At 63.3% G+C, this 22607-nt stretch carries 22 protein-coding genes and 1 pseudogene; 14 read left to right on the top strand and 9 right to left on the bottom strand.

The genetic code is table 11. From position 1 onward, the window contains the following. Positions 1–572: hypothetical protein (locus BN1134_RS20100; protein ID WP_042048881.1), on the top strand; the 572-nt coding region annotated here is incomplete at its 5' end. Here the strand turns inward: BN1134_RS20100 and BN1134_RS17980 are convergent. Both BN1134_RS17980 and BN1134_RS17985 read right to left on the bottom strand, forming a co-directional pair. Then, on the bottom strand, positions 535–813 hold the full coding sequence (locus BN1134_RS17980) for a hypothetical protein (protein WP_042048882.1): 279 nt from the start codon (positions 811–813) through the stop codon (positions 535–537). The two genes, BN1134_RS20100 and BN1134_RS17980, sit on opposite strands and share 38 nt — an antisense overlap. 116 nt (positions 814–929) lie before the next feature. Then, the gene (locus BN1134_RS17985) at positions 930–1466 is read right to left on the bottom strand and encodes an isochorismatase family protein (RefSeq protein ID WP_042048884.1); all 537 of its coding nucleotides are present in this window, start codon (positions 1464–1466) and stop codon (positions 930–932) included. 278 nt (positions 1467–1744) lie between these two features. Between BN1134_RS17985 and BN1134_RS17990 the strand changes: the two genes are divergently transcribed. Further along, entirely contained in the window at positions 1745–2557 is an 813-nt protein-coding gene (locus BN1134_RS17990; protein ID WP_042048885.1) for a MetQ/NlpA family ABC transporter substrate-binding protein, read from the top strand. 49 nt (positions 2558–2606) lie between these two features. Here the strand turns inward: BN1134_RS17990 and ald are convergent. Beyond that, positions 2607–3721 (bottom strand): annotated as a pseudogene (ald, locus tag BN1134_RS17995) (alanine dehydrogenase). Between the two features lie 146 nt (positions 3722–3867). On the opposite strand from ald, the gene lrp reads away from it, so the two are divergent. The 8 genes from lrp (at position 3868) to miaE (ending at position 13575) form a co-directional block, all read left to right on the top strand. Continuing rightward, positions 3868–4359 (top strand): leucine-responsive transcriptional regulator Lrp, encoded by a 492-nt coding sequence (lrp, locus tag BN1134_RS18000; RefSeq protein ID WP_005363787.1) that lies wholly within the window; start codon positions 3868–3870, stop codon positions 4357–4359. Between the two features lie 147 nt (positions 4360–4506). Continuing rightward, positions 4507–7005, top strand: coding sequence for a DNA translocase FtsK (locus BN1134_RS18005; protein WP_042048886.1), 2499 nt, complete (start codon positions 4507–4509; stop codon positions 7003–7005). 56 nt (positions 7006–7061) lie between these two features. Continuing rightward, positions 7062–7676, top strand: coding sequence for an outer membrane lipoprotein periplasmic chaperone LolA (gene lolA, locus BN1134_RS18010; RefSeq protein WP_042048887.1), 615 nt, complete (start codon positions 7062–7064; stop codon positions 7674–7676). An 8-nt stretch (positions 7677–7684) separates the two neighbouring features. Beyond that, positions 7685–9028 carry a replication-associated recombination protein A gene (locus BN1134_RS18015; RefSeq protein ID WP_042048888.1) on the top strand — a complete coding sequence of 448 codons (1344 nt, stop codon included), beginning with the start codon at positions 7685–7687 and terminating at the stop codon, positions 9026–9028. A 154-nt stretch (positions 9029–9182) separates the two neighbouring features. Further along, positions 9183–10478, top strand: coding sequence for a serine--tRNA ligase (serS, locus tag BN1134_RS18020; protein WP_042048889.1), 1296 nt, complete (start codon positions 9183–9185; stop codon positions 10476–10478). 185 nt (positions 10479–10663) lie between these two features. Next, entirely contained in the window at positions 10664–11152 is a 489-nt protein-coding gene (locus BN1134_RS18025) for a CvpA family protein (protein ID WP_042048890.1), read from the top strand. A gap of 21 nt (positions 11153–11173) precedes the next feature. Continuing rightward, positions 11174–12691 (top strand): amidophosphoribosyltransferase, encoded by a 1518-nt coding sequence (gene purF / locus BN1134_RS18030; protein WP_042048891.1) that lies wholly within the window; start codon positions 11174–11176, stop codon positions 12689–12691. A 125-nt stretch (positions 12692–12816) separates the two neighbouring features. Continuing rightward, positions 12817–13575: a tRNA isopentenyl-2-thiomethyl-A-37 hydroxylase MiaE gene (miaE, locus tag BN1134_RS18035; protein WP_042048906.1), complete on the top strand. Its 759-nt coding sequence runs from the start codon at positions 12817–12819 to the stop codon at positions 13573–13575. Positions 13576–13724: 149 nt separating this feature from the next. Here miaE and BN1134_RS18040 read toward each other — a convergent pair whose 3' ends face one another. The 6 genes from BN1134_RS18040 to pspF are packed head-to-tail and all read right to left on the bottom strand — an operon-like array spanning position 13725 to position 19965. After that, on the bottom strand, positions 13725–14513 hold the full coding sequence (locus BN1134_RS18040; protein ID WP_042048892.1) for a peptide ABC transporter ATP-binding protein: 789 nt from the start codon (positions 14511–14513) through the stop codon (positions 13725–13727). Then, entirely contained in the window at positions 14510–15508 is a 999-nt protein-coding gene (locus BN1134_RS18045) for a peptide ABC transporter ATP-binding protein (RefSeq protein WP_042048893.1), read from the bottom strand. Before BN1134_RS18045 ends, BN1134_RS18040 begins: the two co-directional genes overlap by 4 nt. Next, positions 15508–16395 carry a putrescine export ABC transporter permease SapC gene (gene sapC, locus BN1134_RS18050; protein ID WP_042048894.1) on the bottom strand — a complete coding sequence of 296 codons (888 nt, stop codon included), beginning with the start codon at positions 16393–16395 and terminating at the stop codon, positions 15508–15510. Before sapC ends, BN1134_RS18045 begins: the two co-directional genes overlap by 1 nt. After that, positions 16385–17338: an ABC transporter permease gene (locus tag BN1134_RS18055; RefSeq protein WP_042048895.1), complete on the bottom strand. Its 954-nt coding sequence runs from the start codon at positions 17336–17338 to the stop codon at positions 16385–16387. The genes sapC and BN1134_RS18055 overlap by 11 nt, the downstream gene beginning before the upstream one ends. Before the next feature lies 1 nt (position 17339). Next, entirely contained in the window at positions 17340–18941 is a 1602-nt protein-coding gene (gene sapA / locus BN1134_RS18060) for an ABC transporter substrate-binding protein SapA (protein WP_042048896.1), read from the bottom strand. 25 nt (positions 18942–18966) lie between these two features. Beyond that, positions 18967–19965, bottom strand: coding sequence for a phage shock protein operon transcriptional activator (pspF, locus tag BN1134_RS18065; RefSeq protein ID WP_042048897.1), 999 nt, complete (start codon positions 19963–19965; stop codon positions 18967–18969). A 181-nt stretch (positions 19966–20146) separates the two neighbouring features. Here pspF and pspA point away from each other — a divergent pair, with 181 nt between their 5' ends. The 4 genes from pspA to BN1134_RS18085 form a co-directional block, all read left to right on the top strand. Next, complete coding sequence (gene pspA / locus BN1134_RS18070) at positions 20147–20821, top strand: phage shock protein PspA (protein ID WP_042048898.1); 675 nt, start codon at positions 20147–20149, stop codon at positions 20819–20821. Between the two features lie 3 nt (positions 20822–20824). Then, positions 20825–21061 (top strand): envelope stress response membrane protein PspB, encoded by a 237-nt coding sequence (pspB, locus tag BN1134_RS18075; RefSeq protein WP_042048899.1) that lies wholly within the window; start codon positions 20825–20827, stop codon positions 21059–21061. Further along, positions 21058–21453 (top strand): envelope stress response membrane protein PspC, encoded by a 396-nt coding sequence (pspC, locus tag BN1134_RS18080; protein ID WP_042048901.1) that lies wholly within the window; start codon positions 21058–21060, stop codon positions 21451–21453. The genes pspB and pspC overlap by 4 nt, the downstream gene beginning before the upstream one ends. Then, positions 21453–22607, top strand: a 1155-nt coding sequence (locus tag BN1134_RS18085) for a YcjX family GTP-binding protein (protein ID WP_042048903.1), incomplete at its 3' end; no start/stop codon positions are given. The genes pspC and BN1134_RS18085, both read left to right, overlap by 1 nt.

A 22607-nucleotide genomic window follows, 5' to 3' on the forward strand; every position in this document is an offset into this window, starting at 1 on the left:
GGCTGGCCGAGCAGGGGCGGGTCGACGGGGAGATCCACAGGGGGGCCGACTACGCGCTGCAAACCGACACCCTGCTGCGGGTGCCCGAGCCGCACTTTCACACCACTTATGCGGCCTATGCGAGCCTTCCCGGTGTGCACCTGGCCGGCTGGCAGAGCCTGAGCGGCAGCCATTATCGGGTGGAGTTTCGCCGTGGAGCCCGTCAGCCGGAGATGCGTTTAAACGGGGTGTTGGCGCGCGATCGTCTGTTCGATGTGGCCACCCCAGAGCAGGGGCTGCGCAAGCTGCTGCTCGGGCGCAGCGATCTCTATGTGGAGCAGGCGCTGGTGGTGGAGGCGCTCAAACAGCGCCATCCGCTCGAGTTTGCCGCCATCTATCAGGCAGGGGTGATGGAGCACAGCGCCACCTACGCCTATCTCAATCGCCGCCATCAGGCCCTGCTGCCGGCATTGGCCGCGATGCTGCGCACCATGAAGGCGCAGGGGCTGATCGAGCGCTATCGCCAGCAGGCGCTGAGGGAGTCGGACGAAGCGCTCAGCGCCGGCGCTCGGTCGCCATCCTCCGAGCCTTGACATCCTCGGGGTAGCAGAGCGGCGCCTCGCCCCCCGGCCGGCTCCAGGCGCTGCGCTTGCCACAGCGCCGTCCGTTGCGCATCTGGCTGTAGGGGCAGGGACAGTTGCCCGGATAGGCGGCAATCGACTCTCTAATGAGCCGCTCGGTGATGACCTTGTCGCTCTCCTTGGCCGGGTGACTGGCCTGCGGCGCCCCCCAGGCGGGGGCGACCAGCAGGGTCAGGAGCAGCAGTGCGCGCATGGGGAACTCCTTCGCCGTTCGATAAGGGCTCAGAGTGTCTCGCATTTTGCGGTATACCGCCTTGATCCACTTCCGTTTCTCGTGCGCTCTTTCGGCGTTGGCGCCAAGAGGCGGGCTCAGCGCACCCGTGCCAGCACGCGGCGAAACGCCGGATCACGGCTATCTTCCAGCAGCTCGTAGAGGGCCATCTCTGCCGTGGTGAGCTGGGCCCCCAGCGCGGTGAGCTGTTGCAGCGCCACCGCGTTATCCATCGGGTGTCGGGCACTGATCGCATCGCACACCAGCGACACGCTCGCCCCGCGCGCCAGCAGATCCCGGGCGCTCTGGTAGACGCAGATATGGGCCTCGATGCCGCACACCAGCCAGTGCTGCACGCCGCTGCGGGCGATGGCGTCTGCGATGGCCGGCGTGCGCAGGCCGCTGAAGGTGAACTTGGCGTAGGCCGGCTCTTGCATCAGGGGGCGCAGCTCCTCGACCGTTGGGCCGAGTTTCTCCGGGGCCTGCTCCAGCCAGATGAGCGGCAGATCCAGTATGTTGGCCCCCTCTATCAGCAGTGCGCTGCGCGCGATGAGTCGCTCGCTCTGCTCGACTTGCCGCGCCAGTTTGCCCTGTATGTCCACGACCAGCAGGCCGGTTTGTGCTCGGTTGAGCATGATGATCTCCCTCCATCGTTCCCGCCTGAGGCTCATTGGAGCCCCGGCGCTGTCAGCCTTTGACCACCCATCCTAAGGCAGGGGTGAAGCGGGCGGTAGGAAAGAGAGGGTTGTGGCTGCGTGAGAGGGCGGGGCAGAGGTGAGCCATTTCGCAAGCTCAAGTGGGCGTTCGCCCGATTTTATGCTTGGCAGGCAGGGATGAACTCTGATAATTTGCCGTAAGGATGTTTAGATGGCTAAATGGCTAATGTGAGTTAATCGGAACAAGGAGTGTTGTGATGAAGCGTCGTTCCCTCTTGGCCCTCTCCCTGGCGATGGCCTTACTGCCGCAGATGCTGTGGGCCGTGGAGCCGGCCAAACGCGAGATAGTGATCGGCACCACGGTGGGGGATTTCGCCGACATGGTGAACGATGCCGTCAAGCCACAACTGGAGGCCAAGGGATACAGGGTCAAGCTGGTGGAGTTCACCGACTATGTCTCCCCCAATCTTGCGCTGGCCGATGGATCTCTCGATGTGAACTGCTTTCAGCACAAGCCTTATCTCGAGCGCTTTGCCACGGAGCGCGGTCTCTCTTTGACCCCGCTCACTCAGGTGCCCACAGGCCCGATGGGGCTCTATGCCGGGAAGAAGCAGCGGCTTACTGAGCTGGCGCAGGGGAGCTCGGTGGCGCTGCCAAACGATCCCAGCAATCAGGCCCGTGCCCTGCTCCTGCTGCAAGATCTCGGCTGGCTGAGGCTAAAAGAGGGGATCGATCCGCTCAAGGCGAGCGAGTTCGACGTGGTTGCCAATCCCCACGGGTTGAAGTGGGTGCTGCTGGAGGCGGCCCAGTTGCCACGAGCACGCGAGGATGTGGATTTTGTCGTCATCAATGGCAACTTCGCCGCCTCAAGCGGTATCCCGTTCCAGAGCGGGCTGTTTCTCGAGCGGGGCTACACCTTCATCAACTGGGTAGTGGTGCGCAGCGAGGACAAAGAGAAGTCCTTCGCCAAGGACGTGGCCGCAGCCTATAACTCGGCGGCATTTCGCGCTTATGCCAAGGGGCGTTTTGCCGGTTACAAGTGGCCGCAGGGGTGGGGCAAGGGGGAGTGAAAATAACTCGGGCCCTTCACGGGCCCGATACGCGGCGCCATGGTGGCTATCAGGCCAGCAGCAGGTGGGGATCGCGGTACTCCAGCCCGTGCGCCTCGGCCACCTCCTTGCAGGTGAGGTGCCCTTCCAGCACATTGAGGCCGTTCATCAGATGGGGATCGCCCTTGAGCGCCGCCCGCCAGCCCTGATTGGCCAGGGTGATGATGTAGGGCAGGGTGGCGTTGTTGAGGGCAAAGGTGGAGGTACGCGCCACCGCGCCCGGCATGTTGGCCACGCAGTAGTGCACCACGCCATCGACCAGGTAGGTGGGATCTTCGTGGGTGGTGGGGCGCGAGGTCTCGACACAGCCGCCTTGATCAATGGCGACATCGACGACGGCTGAGCCCGGCTTCATGCGGCTGATGTGACCACGGGTGACAAGTTTCGGCGCAGCTGCGCCCGGGATCAGCACGGCGCCGATCACCAGATCGGCCGTCAGCACCTGCTGCTCGATCGCCTCGCTGGTGGCATAGAGCAGGCGGGCGCGCCCCTGAAACTCGCGATCAAGCTGGCGCAACGCCTCGATGCTGCGATCGAGCACGGTCACGTCGGCCCGCATGCCGATGGCGATGCGCGCCGCATTGGCGCCGACCACGCCGCCCCCGAGGATCACCACCTTGGCCGGCTCGACACCGGGAACGCCCCCGAGCAGCACGCCGCGACCACCGCGGGATTTTTCCAGCGCCAGCGCGCCGGCCTGCATCGCCATGCGACCGGCCACCTCCGACATGGGGGCCAGCAGGGGAAGGCCACCGCGCTCGTCGGTGACCGTCTCATAGGCGATGCAGATGGCGCCGCTGCGGATGAGATCGTCGGTTTGCGGCCGATCGGGGGCGAGGTGCAGGTAGGTAAAGAGGATCTGCCCTTTGCGCAACATGGCGCGTTCTGCTGGTTGGGGCTCTTTGACCTTGACGATCATCTCGCTGCGACTGAATAGCTCGGCAGCGGAGTCAAGTACCCCTGCACCGGCGGCCAGGTAGTCCTCGTCACGACAGCCGATGCCAAGGCCGGCGCGGCTTTCGACAAAACACTATGGCCTCTGGCAGTCAGTTCACGTACACTGGCCGGAACCATGCCTACGCGGTATTCATGGTTTTTTATTTCCCTGGGTACACCGATTATCATGTTGTCCCTCACGTGATTGGTGTTTTATGTTGCGGGTTATTTCAGCGGCATTTTCGCCAAGTGTATGTGGGAGTTGACAGGATTTGTGTTCATTATTATAAAATCGTTAGTGATTCTTACCAAAAAATAGCCTAAGGATGGAATAAATGATGGAAGTTAAGAGTCGACTAAAGGACTTGGACAGGATCGACCGCAACATTCTGAATGAGCTGCAAAAGGATGGCAGAATTTCGAACGTTGAGTTGTCCAAGCGAGTGGGACTGAGCCCTACGCCTTGCCTTGAGCGGGTGCGTCGTCTAGAGCGACAGGGTTATATCGAAGGCTACGCCGCCATTCTCAATCCGCATTTTCTGGATGCTTCCCTGCTGGTGTTCGTCGAGATCACCCTCAATCGCGGCGCGCCGGATGTGTTCGAGCAGTTCAACAAGGCGGTACAGGTACTCGAAGAGATCCAGGAGTGCCATCTGGTCTCCGGTGACTTCGACTATCTGCTCAAGACCCGGGTAAGCGACATGTCCGCTTACCGTCGTCTGCTGGGGGAAACCCTGCTGCGCCTGCCCGGCGTCAACGACACCCGCACCTACGTGGTGATGGAAGAGGTCAAACAGAGCAGCCGGTTGGTGATCAGCACTCGTTAGTCCTGTCGACCCGAGTAAAGTGAATGAAACGAGCGGCTGGTCCGCTCGTTTCTTCTTCTGTCGTCAGGCGGGGGTGCTGACAGGACGGTGCTGTTTCAGAGATACTAGGCGCCCCGGACATTATGACGATGACAAAGGAGCCGGAGTTTGGCCGTCAAACCGCAGATTTTTACTCCCCTTTCAGGCATCCAGCGCATTTCTGAGGCTGTGCTGATCGCTATCACGATCGCGGCCGCGTTTCTCATGCTGGCCCTGCTCAGTTACAACCCTGCCGATCCCGGCTGGTCCCAGACGGCCTGGGAGGGTGAGGTGCATAACCTGGCGGGAGCAACCGGCTCCTGGCTGGCCGATATCACCATGTTCACCTTCGGTGTCTTCTCCTATCTGGTGCCGTTTCTGCTGGTCCTGTTGGGCTGGGGTCTCTTGTGGAAGCCCAAGCGTCTGCTCGATGTGGACTACCTCACCTTAGGGGTGCGCATCGTCGGCTTCGTGCTGACTGTGCTCGGCATGTCCGCCATCGGCAGCATGAACTTCAACGATCTGCACAACTTCTCGGCCGGTGGTCTGGTGGGGGATGTGATCGCCTCGGCGGTGATCCCGCTGTTTGGCCGGGTCGGCGCCAACCTGATGCTGCTGTGCTTCGTGGCTACCGGCGTGACCATGTTCACCGGCTGGTCCTGGCTCACCATCGTCGAGCGCATCGGCGCCACCGCCATCGGCACCGTCACCGGCATCTATACCTTCCCGATGCGGCTCGGCCAATGGCTGAACGGCGGCTGGCGCCGCGATCCGCGTGAGGAGGGGCCCGATCCCCTGCTCGACGCAGGCGGGGTGACCCTGACCCCGGAAGACGAGGATGAGCTGGCACCGCGTCTGTCCATGTCGCGTCCGGCACGCAAGCGCAAGGCCGATGTGCTGCCCGAGCTGGATGAAGATACCTTCCAGTTCGAGCCGGATTTTGACGACGACGAGGACGAGATCCCGGCGCCGCGTAAGGCTGCTCCGGCCCGCCGCGCTGCCGAGCTGGATGAGGATGCCTTCGAGGATGATGATCTCGACGACATGCCGTGGGCGGGGGAAGAGAGCGAGCCGGCCCGTCCGGCTGCCCCCCTGCGCGCCTCGGCCCTCAAGCCCAAACCCAAGCGGGTGGCGAGCCTGCCGCCGCTGCCCTCCCTCGATCTGCTCGATCGTCCGCCCGCCAAGACCCAGTCCATGAGCAACGACGAGCTCGAGCGCATGGCCCGTCTGGTGGAGGCGAAGCTGGCCGACTACAACGTGCAGGCCAAGGTGGTCGGTGTCTATCCGGGCCCGGTCATCACCCGCTTCGAGCTCGACCTCGCCCCTGGCATGAAGGCGAGCAAGATCACCAACCTGTCGCGCGATCTGGCCCGCTCCCTCTCGGCCAGCAGCGTACGGGTGGTCGAGGTGATTCCGGGCAAGACCTTCGTCGGCCTAGAGCTGCCCAACCGGGTGCGCCAGACCGTCTATTTGCGTGAAGTGCTCGACTGCCCTGGGTTTAGCGAGAGCGAAAACCCGCTCACCATGGTGCTCGGTCAGGATATCGCCGGCTCGCCGGTGGTGGTAAATCTGGCCAAGATGCCGCACTTGCTGGTGGCCGGTACCACCGGCTCGGGTAAGTCGGTGGGGGTCAACACCATGATCCTCTCCATGCTCTACAAGGCCTCGCCCGACGAGCTGCGTTTCATCATGATCGACCCCAAGATGCTGGAGCTGTCGGTTTATGAGGGGATCCCGCATCTGCTGACCGAGGTGGTGACCGACATGAAGGACGCCGCCAACGCCCTGCGCTGGTGTGTGGGTGAGATGGAGCGCCGCTACAAGCTGATGTCGGCGGTCGGGGTGCGTAACCTCAAGGGCTACAACGCCAAGGTTCAGGCCGCCATCGACGAAGGCGATCCGCTGCTCGACCCCCTGTGGCGCCCGGGCGACTCGATGGACGAGATGCCCCCAGAGCTTGAGAAGCTGCCGCACATCGTGGTGGTGGTCGACGAGTTCGCCGACATGATGATGATCGTCGGCAAGAAGGTCGAAGAGCTGATCGCCCGGATCGCCCAGAAGGCGCGGGCGGCCGGTATCCACCTGATCCTCGCCACCCAGCGTCCCTCGGTCGATGTCATCACCGGCCTCATCAAGGCCAACATCCCGACCCGGATCTCGTTCCAGGTATCGAGCAAGATCGATTCCCGCACCATCCTCGATCAGGGCGGCGCCGAATCCCTGCTCGGCATGGGTGACATGCTCTACATGCCGGCCGGGACCTCAGATCCTGTGCGGGTGCACGGCGCCTTCGTCGATGACCACGAGGTGCACAAGGTGGTGGCCGACTGGAAGCAGCGCGGTGAACCCAACTACATCGAAGAGATCCTCTCCGGCGAGAGCGGCGAGGGGAGTGCAGGCGAGTTTGGCGGCGGCGGGGATGATGAACTCGATCCCCTGTTCGACGAGGCGGTGGCCTTCGTGGTCGAATCGCGTCGCGGCTCGACCTCCAGCGTGCAGCGCAAGTTTAAGATCGGTTACAACCGCGCCGCCCGCATCATCGATCAGATGCAGGATCAGGGCATCGTCAGTTCCCCCGGCAGCAATGGTCAGCGCGATGTGCTGGCCCCGGCACCGATGCGCGATTGAGTTCACGATTAACCTCAGGCCAGCCTTCGGGCTGGCCATTTACAAGAGAGCACACCATGAAAAAAGCCGTTTTGATGGGATCCCTGCTGCTGCTGGCCAGCGGTCAATCCTGGGCCGCCGGTGCGGCCGACCAGCTCAAGCAGAAGCTGGCCGAGGTTAAGCTCTTCTCCGCCCACTTCGAGCAGACCGTGTTCGACGTCAAGGGGCAGGAGTTGCAAAAGGCGGCCGGTGAGCTGGTGGTGTCGCGTCCCAACCGCTTCAACTGGCACACCACCTCGCCGGACGAGAGTCTGATCGTCTCCGACGGTAAAGACGTCTGGTTGTGGGACCCGTTTGTCGAGCAGGCGACCGCCATGACCCTCAAGGATGCGGTGGTCAACACCCCCTTCATCCTCATCTCGGGCACCGACGATCGCTTCTGGAAGAATTACGATGTGACCCGTCAAGGGGATGTCTTCACCGTGTCGAGCCGTAACCAGAGCGAGCTTATCGCCTCGTTCCGGGTCACCTTCGATCGGCAGAACAACATCAGCCGTTTCGACGTCAAAGAGGCCCAGGGGCAGTGGAGCGAGTTTCACTTGAGCAACTTCAACCGCCAGCCGGCCCTCAAGGGCAATGAGTTTACCTTCACGCTGCCCAAGGGCGCCGAGCTCGACGACCAGCGGCGCTGAGGCGGCCCATGAGCAATCTCACTCTCGATTTCGCCTCCGATTCCGACTTTCGTCCCCTGGCCGCACGGATGCGGCCACAGACGCTGGAGCAGTACATAGGCCAGCGTCACATCCTCGGCCCCGACAAGCCGCTCTACAAGGCGCTCAAGAGCGGCCACTGCCACTCCATGATCCTGTGGGGGCCGCCCGGCACCGGCAAGACCACCCTGGCCGAGCTGGCCGCCCACTACTGCAACGCAGAGGTCGAGCGGGTCTCGGCGGTCACCTCCGGCATCAAGGAGGTGCGCGCCGCCATCGACAAGGCCAAGGAGAACGGCTGGCGCGGGGTGCGCACCATTTTGTTTGTCGATGAGGTGCACCGCTTCAACAAGAGCCAGCAGGATGTGTTTTTGCCCCACATCGAAGACGGCACCATCACCTTCATCGGGGCCACCACCGAAAACCCCTCGTTCGAGCTCAACAACGCGCTGCTCTCGCGCGCCCGGGTCTACCTGCTCAAGCGGTTGGAGGAGGAGGACATCCTCGCCATGATCGAGCAGGCGATGCAGGATACGCGCGGCCTCAATGATCCGGCGCTCACCTTCGCGCCGGGGGCCAAGGAGGCGCTGGCGCGGGTGGTAGACGGGGACGGACGCAAGGCGCTCAACTACCTGGAGCTGCTGGCCGACATGGCCGAGCCGGGTGAGGGGGGCAGCAAGGTGATCGACGCCAGCCTGCTCTCGGCCGTGGTGGGGGAGCACATCGCCCGCTTCGATAACCGTGGCGATCACTTCTATGACCTCATCTCGGCGGTGCACAAGTCGATCCGTGGCTCAGCCCCGGATGCGGCGCTCTACTGGTATGCCCGCATGGTGAGCGCGGGGTGTGACCCCCTCTACATCGCCCGGCGCCTGCTGGCCATCGCCTCGGAGGACGTGGGCAACGCCGATCCGCGCGCCATGCAGGTGGCCCTCTCGGCCTGGGACTGCTTTCACCGGATCGGGCCGGCTGAAGGGGAACGGGCGATTGCCCAGGCGATCGTCTACCTCGCCTGCGCCCCCAAGAGCAACGCCGTTTACACCGCCTGGAAGGCGGCGCTGAGCGACGCCAAATCCCTGCCCGATTTCGAGGTGCCGCCGCACCTGCGCAACGCGCCGACCACATTGATGAGCGAGCTCGGTTACGGCGCCGAGTATCGTTACGCCCATGACGAGCCGGGCGCCTATGCCGCCGGGGAGGAGTATTTTCCCCCCGAGCTGGCGGGGCGGCGCTACTACCAACCCACCGAGCGCGGCATGGAGATCAAGATTGCGCAGAAACTCGACTATCTGCGGGATCTGGATGCACAAAGTTCGCGCAAACGCGGTAAATAGCCGCTGTTCCGGTAAGGTTGCTGCTGATACACTGTTTTTACTGCCCTGCAAGGCTGCTTTCTCCCGCAGGGCGCTTGGATTGAACCCACTGCGGATCTGTCTGGCCTGGCGCGCCCTGGCCCGGATCCCGTTTTTATGACAAGTAGGATAAACAATGCTGGATCCCAAATATTTGCGTGGCGATATCGAGGAAGCAGCGACCCGTTTGGCCACCCGTGGCTACACGCTGGACGTCGCTGCACTGACCGCACTGGAAGAACAACGCAAGGATCTGCAGTCCCGTACCCAGGAGCTGCAGGCAGAGCGCAATGCCCGCTCCAAGTCCATCGGTGAGGCCGCTCGCCGTGGTGAGGATGTCGCTCCGCTCAAGGCCGAAGTGACCAAGATCAACGACGAGCTGGATGCCTGCAAGGTCAAGCTCGACGCCCTGCTGGGTGAGATCAAGGCCATCGCCGACACCATCCCCAACCTGCCGAGCGACACCACTCCGGTGGGCCGCGACGAGGACGATAACGTGGAAGTGCGCCGTTGGGGCACCCCGCGCGAGTTTGACTTCCCGGTGCGCGATCATGTGGACATCGGGGAAGGGCTCAAGGGCGTTGATTTTGCCAATGGCGTCAAGCTCTCCGGCGCCCGCTTCGTGGTGATGCGTGGCCAGATTGCCCGCCTGCACCGCGCGCTGGCCCAGTTCATGCTGGATCTGCACACCCAGCAGCACGGCTACACCGAATGCTACGTGCCCTATCTGGTCAACCCGGACAGCCTGTACGGCACCGGCCAGCTGCCCAAGTTCTCCGAGGATCTCTTCAACACCGGTATCGGCGGGGAAGGGGAGCTGGAAGGCACCCTGCGCAAGTTCTCGCTGATCCCGACCTCCGAGGTGCCGCTGACCAACACGGCCCGCGACGAGATCTTCGATGAGCAGGAGCTGCCCATCAAGATGACCGCCCACAGCCCCTGCTTCCGCTCCGAGGCGGGCTCCTACGGGCGTGACACCCGCGGTCTCATCCGCATGCACCAGTTCGACAAGGTCGAGATGGTGCAGCTGGTGCACCCGGAGAAGTCCTGGGAGGCGCTCGAGGAGATGACCGGTCACGCCGAGAAGGTGCTGCAACTGCTGAACCTGCCGTACCGCGTGATGGCCCTCTCCACCGGCGATATGGGTTTTTGCGCCGCCAAGACCTATGACCTCGAGGTGTGGCTGCCGGCTCAGAACACCTACCGCGAGATCTCGTCGGTCTCCAACTGCACCGACTTCCAGGCCCGCCGTATGCAGGCCCGGGTGCGCATCGGCGGCAAGCCGCAGCTCATCCATACCCTGAACGGGTCGGGGCTGGCGGTGGGCCGTACCCTGGTGGCGGTGATGGAAAACTACCAGCAGGCCGACGGCCGCATCGAGATCCCGGAAGTGCTGCGCCCCTACCTGGGCGGCATGACTCACATCGGCTAAGGCCGGTCGGGAGAGACAAAGCCATGGCATTGCCATGGCTTTGTCATTTTGGCGTCACTCAACCGTTTTTCTTCCGGGTGACGCCGGCCGTTGTGGCCACTTTCGTGAATTAACGTAACTTTCTCAAGCAATGCGCAATCGTTTTTGTTAGACTGCGCCGCAATTTCGAAGGACAGCTGTTTTCTATGGTCTGGATTGATTACGCCATCCTCGGCATCATCGCTTTCTCCTCTCTCATCAGCCTGGTACGTGGCTTTGTGAAAGAGGCGACCTCTCTTATTACCTGGTTTGTCGCCTTCTTTGTCGCCAGCCGCTTCTACCCCGATCTCGCCGTTTACATCACCACCTTCAGCGATCCGCTGGTGCAAAACGGGGTCGCCATCGCCGCCCTGTTCATCGCCACCCTGATCCTGGGCGGCGTGGTGAACTACGTCATCGGCATGCTGGTGGAAAAGACCGGCCTCTCCGGTACCGACCGGGTGCTTGGCATCTGCTTTGGCGCCATCCGCGGCGTGCTTATCATCAGCGCCCTGCTGTTTTTCATCGATCTTCTCACGACACTGGATCAGAGCGACTGGTGGAAAGCGTCACGCTTTATCCCCGAGTTCCGTCCGGTGATCGAGTGGTTTTTCGGGTTCATGCAGAACTCATCGAGTTTTCTTCAACACGTATAGTGACTTCGAGGTAGCAAGGACATGTGTGGCATTGTTGGTATAGTAGGCACCACTCCCGTCAACCAGGCCCTCTACGACGCCTTGACGGTGTTGCAGCACAGGGGCCAGGACGCGGCTGGAATCGTGACCATCGACGAGGGTAACTTCCGCCAACGCAAGGCCAACGGGCTGGTGAAGGATGTGTTTGAGGTTCGCCACATGCAGCGGCTCAAGGGCAACATGGGGATCGGCCATGTGCGTTATCCCACCGCCGGCAGCTCCAGTGCCGCCGAGGCGCAACCCTTCTATGTGAACTCTCCCTACGGCCTGGCGCTGGCCCACAACGGCAACCTGACCAATGCCCGGGCGTTGAAGGAAGAGCAGTTCAAGCGGGCTCGCCGCCATATCAACACCACCTCTGATTCCGAGGTGTTGCTCAACGTCCTGGCTCACGAGCTGGATCTGCTGGGCAAAGAGGTGCTGCAACCGGAGGATATCTTCACCGCCGTGCGCCGCACCCATGCCCAGGTGCGCGGCGCCTACGCCGTGGTGACCCTCATCATCGGCCACGGTCTGCTGGCGTTTCGCGATCCCAACGGCATTCGTCCGCTGATCCTCGGCCGTCGTAGCGACGAGCGGGGGCAGGTCGAGTACATGGTGGCCTCCGAGAGCGTCGCCATCGACGTGAGTGGCTTCGAGGTGGTGCGTGACGTGGCGCCGGGTGAGGCGGTCTACATCACCGAGCAGGGCCAGCTGTTCACCCTGCAGTGCAGCGAGACACCCCAACACAACCCCTGCATCTTCGAATACGTCTACTTTGCCCGCCCTGACTCCTTCATCGACAAGGTCTCTGTCTATGCCGCCCGGGTCAACATGGGCCGTAAGCTCGGTGAGAAGATCGCCCGTGAGTGGGAAGAGCTCGACATCGACGTGGTGATCCCCATTCCCGAGACCTCCTGCGACATCGCCCTCGAGATTGCCCAGCGTCTCGGCCTGCCTTATCGCCAGGGCTTCGTGAAGAACCGCTACATCGGTCGCACCTTCATCATGCCGGGCCAGACCCAGCGCAAGCAGTCGGTACGTCGCAAGCTCAACGCCATCAGCTCTGAGTTCAAGGGCAAGAAGGTGCTGCTGGTCGATGATTCCATTGTGCGTGGCACCACCTCGGAGCAGATCATCCAGATGGCCCGCGATGCCGGCGCCGCCAAGGTCTACTTTGCCTCCGCCGCCCCGGAGATCCGCTTCCCCAACGTCTACGGCATCGACATGCCGGTGGCCAACGAGCTGATCGCCCATGGCCGCGAGGTGGAGGAGATCTGTGCCCTGATCGGTGCCGATGGCCTCATCTTCCAGGATCTGGAGGATTTGCAGGAGGCGGTGCGCGAACTCAACCCGGAGCTGCGCCACTTCGAGACCTCGGTGTTCAACGGCGAGTACGTCACCTCTGACGTGGATCAGCACTACCTGGATCACCTCAACGCCATGCGCAACGATGACAGCAAGGCGGTGCGGGAGTGGCAGGACTCCAGCAACCTGGAGATCTTCAACGAGGGCAGTTAAACGTTTCGCCTCTCTTTGGATGTGACAGCGGGAGCCTCGGGGCTCCCGTTTTTATTGGCCGAGCCGGCGCGATCCGTTAGGATAGCGCCCCGATTGATTCCGCCAAGATGAGCCTTGCGATGACGATGGACGCGTTACTGGCCCCGGTGAGGGCGTTCCTGCACTGTGAAACCCCGGATGAGTGGATCGCGCTGGCCCGCCGCCCCGAGAGCCTGCCGGTGCTGCTCATCGATCACGCCAACTGTGAAACCAAGGCGGCCATGACCGCCCACAGCCTGGTGCGCCGCTACTGCTTGCCCAAGGGCAAGCGCCACCTGCTGCCCAAGCTCGATTTCTACCGCGAGCTGGACGCGATCCCGGAGAAGGCGCAGGTGCTTGGCAAGCGCACCATGGGGGAGGGCGATCGCAGCGTGTTCGCCGAGCTGGAGCGCAACCCGCTGCTCTTTCCCATGGTCAGGCTCATTCAAGAGGAGCTGCACCACTTCGAGCAGGTGCTTGAGCTCATGACGGCCCGTGGCATCGAATACGGCCCGGTGAGTGCCTCGCGTTATGCCCGTGGCCTGCTGGCCCATGTGCGCACCCACGAGCCCGCCACCATCGTCGACAAGCTGATCATCGGTGCCTATATTGAGGCGCGCTCCTGCGAGCGTTTTGCCAAGCTGGCGCCCCATCTGGATGAGGAGCTGGGGCGCTTCTATGTCTCGCTGCTGCGCTCCGAGGCGCGCCATTATCAGGACTATCTGGCCCTGGCCGCACAATTTGCCGGCGAAGCGATCGAGGAGCGCGTACACTTCATTGGCCTAGTGGAGGCCGAGCTCATCAACACGCCGGATCCCCAGTTCCGTTTCCATAGCGGTATTCCTGTTAGATCTGACAGTTGTTGATGAGAAAGGCGATCTCTAATCTAGGCGCTGTTCCTACTACGAGCGACTCAATTTGTGTTTTTCACTAAACCCGGCCCAGCCGGGTTTTTTTTCGCATCGATAACAAAGAAGGCTGCCTTTTGGCAGCCTTCTTTGTTAGGTCATGACCCTTAACGCCGGTACTCGTTGTCGTAGTTGGAGATGAGGCGTTTGGTCACGTCGTGCTGGGGGTCGGTGAAGACCTGCAACGTCTTGCCGCGCTCCACCACGCGCCCCTCATGCATGACCAGCACCTCGTCACTGATGTGACTCACCACGCCCAGATCGTTGGCCACCATGATGTAGCTCAGCCCCATGTTCTCCTGCATCTCGAGCAGCAAGTTGATCATCTGCGAGCGCATCGAGACGTCGAGGGTGGCCAGGGTTTCATCGGCCACCACGATGAGCGGGTTGAGGATGACGGCGCGGGCCAGCGCGACCCGCTGTTTCTGGCCGGCGGCCAACATGGAGGGGTAGAAGAGGGCGTGATCGGGCAGCAGCCCCACCATGCGCAGCGCCGCCATCACCCGCTCTTCACGCTCCTCTGGACTCAATGCCGTGTTGAGGCGTAGCGGTGTCTCGAGGATCCGCCCGACCCGGAGTTTGGGGTTCAGCGAAGAGCTGGGGTCTTGAAAGATCATGCGCAGCAGTTTGCAGCGGGTCTGATAGTCGCCATGCACCATCCGCTCACCACTGATGCGGATCTCGCCATCACTCGGCGCGATGACGCCGGCCAGAATGCGCGCCAGGGTGCTCTTGCCCGAGCCCGCCTCACCGACGATGGCCAGGGTCTGGCCCACCTCCAGATCGAACGAGACAGAGCGCACCGCATCGACCTTCTGGCGGCGCAGCAGACCGATGCGGTTGTGGAAGGTCTTGCTCAGGCCGCGCACCTGCAACAGCGGAGTGGAGTCGCTCACTTCTTGTTCTCCTCGAGGTTCAGGGGGAAGTGGCAGCTGAACTGGTGCCCCTTGAGCTTGGTCATGCCCGGCGTGGTCACGCACTGCTTCTGGGCGTAGGGGCAGCGGGGCCCCAGCCGGCAGCCGATGGGCAGGTGTTGCAGCGGAGGAATGACGCCGGGCAGGGCGTGCAGACGCGACTTGTGGCGCACCAACTCGTCGAGATCCAGGCTCGATTTGAGCAGGGCATCGGTGTAGGGGTGGTGCGGGTTGGTCAGGATCTGTTCGCGGGTGCCGATCTCGACCATCTGGCCGCAATACATGACGTTGATGTTGTCGGTCAGGTTGGCGATGGCGGCGATGTCGTTACTGATGAGCAAAATGGTGGTGTTGCCCAGCTTGTTCATCTTGTCGAGCAGGCGCAGCACCTGTGACTGGGCGGTGGCCTCCATACTGCTGGTCGGCTCGTCGGCCACCAGCAGGCGCGGCTGGTTGGCGATCGCCATGGCGATCATCACCTTCTGGCAGATGCCATCGGAGAGCTCATGGGGATAGGCGTGCATCACCTTACGGTGATCCTTGATGCCGACCCGGTGCAGCAGGGCGATAGCCTGCTTCTTGCGCCACTGGAAGCGCTGCCAGATGCGGCCTTGGAAGGCGCGGGTCGGGATCGCCTCCTCAAGCTGGGCCCCGATGAGTTCGGAAGGGTCGAGGCTGCTTACCGGGTCTTGGAAGATCATGGCGATCTCGCGGCCGAGCAGCTTGCGCCGTGCCCGTGGCTCCATGATCAGCAGATCCTGATCGTTAAAGCGCATGCGATCGGCCCGCACCGTCCAGTTATCCTTCTCAAGCCCCATGATCACCTTGGCGATCAGGCTCTTGCCCGAGCCGGACTCACCGACCAGACCGCGGATCTCCCCCTCGGCCAGGGTCAGGCTCACCTTGTCCACCACCTTGACCTTGCCTTGCGAGCTTTCGATCTCGATGGTGAGGTTGCGAATGTCGAGCAGTGGCATCAGTCATCCCCCTCTTTCAGGGCTTCGCGGATCCCTTCGCCCACCAGGTTGGTGACCAGCACGCTAAAGAAGATGGCGACGCCGGGCAGGGTCACGGTCCAGGGGGCGAGATAGACCAGATCGCTCGACTCGGCGAGCATGGCGCCCCACTCGGGCTGGGGCGACTGGGCGCCGAGGCCGAGAAAGCCCACGGCGGCGATGTCCAAAATAGCGGCCGAGAGGGCGCGGGTGGTCTGGGTCACCAGGGTGTCGACAATGTTGGGCAGCACGGCGAGGCGCATGATGCGCAGCCGCGGCGAGCCGTCGAGCTGGCTGGCGATGATGTACTCCTTTTGCATCTCGGCATGCACCGCGTGGTAGGTCGCGCGGATGAACTGGGGGATGAGCGCCAGGGTGATGGCGATCAGGGTATTGCCAAGGCCCGGCCCCAGTATCGCCACCATGATGATGGCGAGCAGCAGGGAGGGGATGGAGAGAATGGTGTCGAGCAGGTGGTGCAGCACGCTCGATTTGAGCCCGCGGCTCATGCCGCCGAGGATACCGATGGCGGTGCCGGCCAGCAGGGCGATGATCACCGCCAGCAGGGCACTGCCGAAGGTGAGGCGGGCGCCAAGCAGCAGGCGCGAGAGGATGTCGCGGCCCAGATCGTCGGTGCCGAGGAAGAAGTCGATGCTCCCCTTGCTCGACCAGGAGGGGGGCATCAGCAGGGCGTTGCTGTGCTGCTGATCGATGCCGTAGGGAAGCACCCAGGGACCGATGCAGGTGAGAGCCAGCAGGGCCAGCAGGCTCCAGAAGCCGACCATGGCCAGCGGGTTGCGGCGAAATGAGGCCCAGGTCTGCTCCAGCGGCGAGAGGATCTTCAGCTCCGGGTAGAGATTATCTTGCATACAGCTCCTTGCGGCGCACCGGATAGAACAGGGTCGTCAGTAGCTCGGTCGTGACACTGGCGAGAATGACGAAACTGGCGACCACCAGGGTGCCTCCCTGAATGGCGGCGTAGTCCTGCACGGCGATGCTGCTGACCAGCCAGCGGCCGATGCCGGGCCAGTCGAAGATCACCTCGGTCACCATGGCCGAGGTGAGCACGCTGCCAAATTGCAAGCCGAGCAAGGGGATGATGGGGGGCAGGGCATTCTTGAGCCCGTGGCGCCAGACGATGGCCGGGCGCGACATGCCGCGGCTGGCGGCAGCCTTCACGTAGTTCTGCTTCATCACCACGATGAGGGAGCTGCGCACGTGGCGGATCACCTCGGCGGTCGGCACGATGGCCAGCACCAGGGTGGGCAGCACCATGTGGCGCAGGGCGTCGAGCAGGGCGGCGTGCTGCCAGGGGGCAGGGAAGAGCAGGATATCGAGCAGTGGCGCGCCGGTGAGTGGCGGCACGTCGTAGAGCAGGTTGAGCTGCCCCGATGAAGGGAGCCAGCCGAGATCGAGGGAGAAAAACGAGACCGCCAGCAGCGCCAGCCAGAAGACCGGAACCGAGTAGCCGACCAGGCCGGCGCTCATGATCCCCATGTCGAGCAACCGCCCCTGGTTGAGGGCCGCCAGGGTGCCGAGGGGGATGCCCAGCAGCAGCGAGACCAGAAACGCCGCCAGACAGAGCTGCAAGGTGGCCGGGAAGTAGAGGGCGATGAGGGACATCACCGGCAGGCCGGAGGCCTGGGAGAGGCCGAGATCTCCGTCAGCGAGGCGCTGCAGGTAATCGACGTAGCCGCCCCACAGGGGAACCTCCTGATGGATCAGGCGGTGCTCGAGCAGGTAGGCGACCAGGGTCAGCACCAGTATGGTGATCAGCAGCAGGCTGATGCGGCGCAGGGTATAGAGCAGCATGTTATTTCCGATAGGCTCCGTTAAACAGGGTGCCCCCCAGCGGCGTCATGATAAGGCCTTGCACGTCGCGGCGGCTGGCCTGGGTCTGCAGGGCGTGGGCCAGCGGGATGAGGGGCATCTGGCTGGTGAGCATCTGCTGGGCATAGTAGTAGTTGCGGATGCGAAAGCCCATCTGCGCCGAGCTGACCGCATCGTCGAGCAGCTGCTCAAACCCCGGATCACACCAGCGGCTGACGTTGCTGCCGGCGGCGATGGCGTGGCAGCCGAGCAACTGGCGAAAGAAGCTGTCGGGATCGGTGTTGTCGGCCTGCCAGCCGGTCAGCACCGCATCATAGCGGCCTGCCTCCAGGGTTCGCTGCATCACGCTCCACTCTTGCACCTGGATCTTGACCCGAACACCGATGGCGGCCAGATCGTTTCTGATCAGCTGGGCACTCTTGCGCGGATCCGGGTTGTAGGGACGGGTGCCTGATTGCAGCAGCAGCGTCATCTCGAACCCCTGACCGAGACCGGCCTCGGCCAGCAGCTTGCGAGCCAGTACCAGATCGGGGCTGGGCAGCACGGTGGAGGGATCATAGCCCCAGGAGAGGGAGGGCAGCAGGGCGCGCGCCACCTCGCCGGTGCCGAAATAGACCGCCTGTTGCAGGTTCTCCCGGTTGATGGCGTAGGCCAGCGCCTGCCGTACCCGCACGTCGTTGAACGGGGGCTGGCGGGTGTTGAGGGCCAAAAAGGCCACGTTCATGCCCGATTGCACCGACAGGGCCAGATCGTCGTGCTCCTGGATCACCTTGACCTGGCTGGCCGCCGGGTAACCCATCACATCGCACTCGCCGGTCAGCAGCTTGGCCAGCCGCTTGGCCGAGCGTGGCGTGATGTCGAACACCAGTTGCTCCAGATGGGCCGGGCCCTTCCAGTAAGCGTCGTGGCGCTGGTAACGGATAAACTGGCGATCCCGGTACTCCTTGAGGCGATAGGGGCCGGTGCCGATGGGCTGGCGGTCGAGCTGCTCCGGGGTGCCGGCGCGCAGCAGCTGCTCGCCGTACTCGGCCGACAGGATCACCGCATAGGCGCTGGCGAGATCGGCGAGGAAGGCGGCATTGGGGCGGCTCAGGGTGAACACCACCTGCTCCCCCTGACGATGCACCGAGGTGATCAGGCGATCCAGCCCCAGGCTGTGAAAATAGGGGTAACGGCCGCCGGAGACCGGGTTGTAAGGGGAGTGGGTGTCGATGAGGCGGGTGAAGGTGAAGACCACGTCGTCGGCATTGAGGGGGCGGCTCGGCACAAAGTCGGCGTTGTGGTGAAACATCACCCCCTTGCGCAGGGTAAAGGTGTAGGTCAGGCCATCTTGGCTCATCTGCCAGTGGCTGGCGAGCCCCGGCTCGATGGCCAGGGTGATGGGGTTGACCTCGAGCAGCCGGTCATAGAGCGGGAATGAGACGGCATCCAGCGTGGTGCTGAGGTTAGTCAGCTGCGGATTGAAGGTCTGCGGTGCCCCTTCCGAGCAGTAGATCAGTCCCGCCTGGGCGGCACTCTTTGCCTGAGGCTGGCAGCCTGTCAGTAGCAGCGCCCCGGCCAGCAGCAGGTATTTGTTGGTGATCATGGTCGAACCGTGTAGTGAAAAGGGATCAGGCGTCGTCGCCATCCTGCAATCGACACTTGCGTAGCATGCCACGAAACTGGTGATAACTCAGCTCGAGCAGTTCGGCCGCCTTGCGCTGATTGTACTGGGCACTCCCCATGGCGCGCCGGATCAGCGCCACTTCGAACTGAGCCACCGACTCCTTTAAGTTGAGCGGCAGGGCCGGCGCGTCGGTGGTGGGCCCCTCGGGAGCGCGCTTACGCGGGCGCCATGGCGAGTCGAACGGATCGAGCACCAGGGTTGCCAGCGGCGCATCCGGGGCCGCCTGCCGGTAGATGCTGCGCTCGATGACATTCTTGAGCTCACGCACGTTGCCCGGCCAGGCGTAGTCGAGCAGGGTCCGGCGCACCTCCTGAGTGAAGCCGGCAAACAGGGCAAAGCCCAGCTCGCGGGTCATGCCGTGGGCAAAGTACTCGGCCAGCAGCAGGATATCCTCGGGGCGCTCGCGCAGGGGCGGTAAGGTTATGACATCGAAGGCCAGCCGATCCAGCAGGTCATGGCGAAATTTTCCATCACTGGCCAATTGCGGCAGATCCTCGTTGGTGGCACAGATGAGGCGGGTGTCGACCTTGACCGGCTTAGCGCCGCCGACCCGTTCGAATTCACCGTACTCGATGGCGCGCAGCAGCTTCTCTTGTACCCTGACCGAGCAGGTGGCCAGCTCGTCGAGGAACAGGCTGCCGCCATCGGCCCGCTCGAAGCGGCCCTGATGGCGCTTGGCGGCGCCGGTGAAGGAGCCCGCCTCGTGGCCAAACAGCTCGGTCTCGAGCAGGGTCTCGCTCAAGGTGGCGCAGTTGAGGGTGATGAAACTCTGATCCCAACGACGGGAGAGATAGTGCAGGCGGTGGGCGATCAGCTCTTTACCTGTGCCGCGTTCGCCGATGATGAGAACGGGTTTGCGCAGGGGGGCGAGGCGCGATACCTGCTCGATCACCTCGAGGAAGGCGTTGGACTCGCCCAGCAGGCTCTCCATGGCGGGCTGCATGCATGCTCCTTGGTCGTTTGGGCCAACAGTTGGTGTATTTAACCACGAAGGTGGATTTGTCACCACCTATTCGACGGTGTTAGGCTAGACAAATCAAGGTATTAAGCAAAAATTCCAACTTGGCACAGCCCTTGCTCTAGTGTCTGTAGCGTTAACACATGAGCCTATCAAGGAGTCCATCATGGGCATTTTTTCCCGTCTCGCCGACATCATCAACTCCAACCTCTCCGCCCTGCTCGACAAGGCCGAGGACCCGCAGAAGATGGTGCGCCTCATCATCCAGGAGATGGAGGATGAACTGGTCAAGGAGCGCTCCAACCTAGCTCGCTTCCTGGCCAGCCAGAAAGATCTGGCCCGCCAGGTGGCGCGCCACCGCGAAGAGCTCGATGCCTGGCAGAGCAAGGCCGAACTGGCCCTGACCAAGGGGCGCGAGGATCTCGCCCGCGCCGCCCTCATCGAGAAGAGCAAGCAGAGCGAACTGGTTGCCTCCCTCGAGCGTGAGCTGGCGGCGGCCGAGGCCGGCGTTCAGAAGCTGGGCGAGGAGATTGGCCAGTTGCAGGCCAAGCTCGAAGATGCCCGTGCCCGTCAGAAGGCGATGCTCATCAGAAGCGAGGCCGCCAGCAGCCGCATCAATGTGCAAGGCACCCTGGAGCGCGGCGCCGGGGCGGGCGCGGTCGACAAGTTTGAACGCATGGAGCGGCGCATCGACGAGATGGAGGCCAAGGCCGACATCGGCGGCGGTGATCGCACCCTCAAGGCGCAGTTTGCCGAACTCGAGGCGGACGATCAGATCAGCCGTGAACTCGAGGCGCTGCGCAATAAGCTGGGTCAATCCGACAAGGTGCAAGGGGAGTAAGCGATGGAAGAACTGCTCGGCATATTGATGATCCCCATGGTGGTCTTCATGGTGGTGGTGGCGCCTATCTGGCTGATCCTCCACTATCGCGCCAAGAGGCGGTTGGGTGAGGGGCTGGCCGAGGAGGAGCGTGCCCAGCTGCACGCCCTCATCAGCCGCGCCGAGAAGATGCAGGAGCGGGTCAGCGCCCTCGAGTCGATCCTCGATGTGGAAGTCCCTGGCTGGAGGAGCAAGGCATGAGTGGAGCATGGCAGGAGGAGCCGCGTGCGCGTGGCCTCTACCGGGACCCCCAGCGCGGCAAGATTGCCGGCGTTTGTGCGGGGCTCGCCGACTACTTCGGGGTCGAGATCTGGATCGTGCGCCTGCTCGCCATCTCGGGCCTCATCTTCGCCGGCTTTATTACCTTCTTTGCCTACTGCGCCGCCTGGCTGCTGCTCGACAAGCGCCCCCAGCGGTTGGTCGATGACGGGATCTTGATGAAGGAGCGCAGCTGGCAGGCCGGCAGCACGCCACGCCAGGCGCTGGCTAGGGTCAGTCGTGAGCTCGAGAGCCTCGAGCCGCGGCTGCAAACCCTGGAGCGGCTGGTCACCTCCCGTGAATTCAACCTGAGAAGGGAGTTCAACAAACTCTGATGAGCCTCGAGCATACCCTGCGGCGCTGGCAGGAGAAGGCCACTGATGCGGTCAACCGCGGCCTCGATCGTCATGTGCGCCTGGCGGTGACTGGGCTGTCGCGCTCGGGCAAGACCGCGTTTATCACGGCGCTGGTGAATCAACTTGAGCATGCGGCCCTCGATGCCCGCCTGCCCCAGTGGGAGGCGGTGCGCCGTGGCCGGCTGCTCGGTGCGCGCCGGGTGCCGCAGCTCAACCATCACATTCCCACCTTTGCCTATGAGCGCGGCATGCAGGCCCTGCTGGGCGAGCCGCCGGCCTGGCCCGAGGCGACCCGTGGCGTGGCCGAGATCCGCCTCGAGCTGCGTTACCAGAGCCGTCACCTGCTGCGTCGCCAGTTGGCCGAACACAGCACCCTTTATCTCGAGATTGTCGACTACCCGGGGGAGTGGCTGCTCGATCTGCCGCTGCTGGAGCTGAGCTTCGAGCTGTGGAGCGAGCAGGTGCGTGCCCAGCTGGCGCGCCCGGCCCTGCGCGAGCTGGCCAGTGACTGGCTGGAGACCCGCTGGCAGGCCACGGATCCTTTCGATGAGGGGCGGGTGGCCGCCGTGGCGGGCGCCTACACGGCGTGGCTGCATCGCTGCAAGGATGAACTCGGTCTGCACCTGATCCAGCCGGGGCGCTTCGTGCTGCCCGGTGAGTATGCCGGTGCGCCCATGTTGCAGTTCGTCCCCTGGGTGTGGCAGGCACCGGGGGCGGAGTGTGGTGCGGGCAGCCTCTACGCGGCGCTGCGCGAGCGCTTCGAGCACTACAAGCAGCATCTGGTGAAGGGATTTTATGAGCAGCACTTCGCCGGGTTCGATCGCCAGATCGTGCTGGTGGACTGTCTGCAACCGCTCAATGCCGGCCCGGAGAGCTTTGCTGACATGCAGCAGGCCCTCTCGCGCATCATGGAGAGCTTCAGCTACGGCAAGAGCAACTGGTGGCGACGCCTGTTCTCTCCGCGCATCGACAAGTTGCTGCTGGTGGCGAGCAAGGCCGATCACGTGACCCCGGAGCAGCACCCGGCCCTGGTCTCTTTGCTCCAGTCACTGGTGCGTGGCGGCCGTGGTCAGGCCCATTTTGAGGGGATCGAGACCGAGTGCATGGCGCTGGCCTCGGTGCGCGCCACCGAG

Origin of the sequence: Aeromonas simiae (assembly GCF_000820125.1) — a bacterium.
Taxonomy (GTDB): Bacteria; Pseudomonadota; Gammaproteobacteria; order Enterobacterales; family Aeromonadaceae; genus Aeromonas; species Aeromonas simiae.

Bases quoted from the DNA above. Each gene is read 5' to 3' on its own strand.
- BN1134_RS18045 (WP_042048893.1), bottom strand. From the start codon at position 15,508: ATGCCACTGCTCGACATTCGCAACCTCACCATCGAGATCGAAAGCTCG.
- BN1134_RS17985 (WP_042048884.1), bottom strand. From the start codon at position 1,466: ATGCTCAACCGAGCACAAACCGGCCTGCTGGTCGTGGACATACAGGGC.
- BN1134_RS17990 (WP_042048885.1), top strand. From the start codon at position 1,745: ATGAAGCGTCGTTCCCTCTTGGCCCTCTCCCTGGCGATGGCCTTACTG.
- lolA (WP_042048887.1), top strand. From the start codon at position 7,062: ATGAAAAAAGCCGTTTTGATGGGATCCCTGCTGCTGCTGGCCAGCGGT.
- sapC (WP_042048894.1), bottom strand. From the start codon at position 16,395: ATGCAAGATAATCTCTACCCGGAGCTGAAGATCCTCTCGCCGCTGGAG.
- purF (WP_042048891.1), top strand. From the start codon at position 11,174: ATGTGTGGCATTGTTGGTATAGTAGGCACCACTCCCGTCAACCAGGCC.
- BN1134_RS18055 (WP_042048895.1), bottom strand. From the start codon at position 17,338: ATGCTGCTCTATACCCTGCGCCGCATCAGCCTGCTGCTGATCACCATA.
- miaE (WP_042048906.1), top strand. From the start codon at position 12,817: ATGGACGCGTTACTGGCCCCGGTGAGGGCGTTCCTGCACTGTGAAACC.
- BN1134_RS18015 (WP_042048888.1), top strand. From the start codon at position 7,685: ATGAGCAATCTCACTCTCGATTTCGCCTCCGATTCCGACTTTCGTCCC.
- BN1134_RS17980 (WP_042048882.1), bottom strand. From the start codon at position 813: ATGCGCGCACTGCTGCTCCTGACCCTGCTGGTCGCCCCCGCCTGGGGG.
- serS (WP_042048889.1), top strand. From the start codon at position 9,183: ATGCTGGATCCCAAATATTTGCGTGGCGATATCGAGGAAGCAGCGACC.
- pspF (WP_042048897.1), bottom strand. From the start codon at position 19,965: ATGCAGCCCGCCATGGAGAGCCTGCTGGGCGAGTCCAACGCCTTCCTC.
- BN1134_RS18025 (WP_042048890.1), top strand. From the start codon at position 10,664: ATGGTCTGGATTGATTACGCCATCCTCGGCATCATCGCTTTCTCCTCT.
- pspA (WP_042048898.1), top strand. From the start codon at position 20,147: ATGGGCATTTTTTCCCGTCTCGCCGACATCATCAACTCCAACCTCTCC.
- sapA (WP_042048896.1), bottom strand. From the start codon at position 18,941: ATGATCACCAACAAATACCTGCTGCTGGCCGGGGCGCTGCTACTGACA.
- lrp (WP_005363787.1), top strand. From the start codon at position 3,868: ATGATGGAAGTTAAGAGTCGACTAAAGGACTTGGACAGGATCGACCGC.
- pspB (WP_042048899.1), top strand. From the start codon at position 20,825: ATGGAAGAACTGCTCGGCATATTGATGATCCCCATGGTGGTCTTCATG.
- pspC (WP_042048901.1), top strand. From the start codon at position 21,058: ATGAGTGGAGCATGGCAGGAGGAGCCGCGTGCGCGTGGCCTCTACCGG.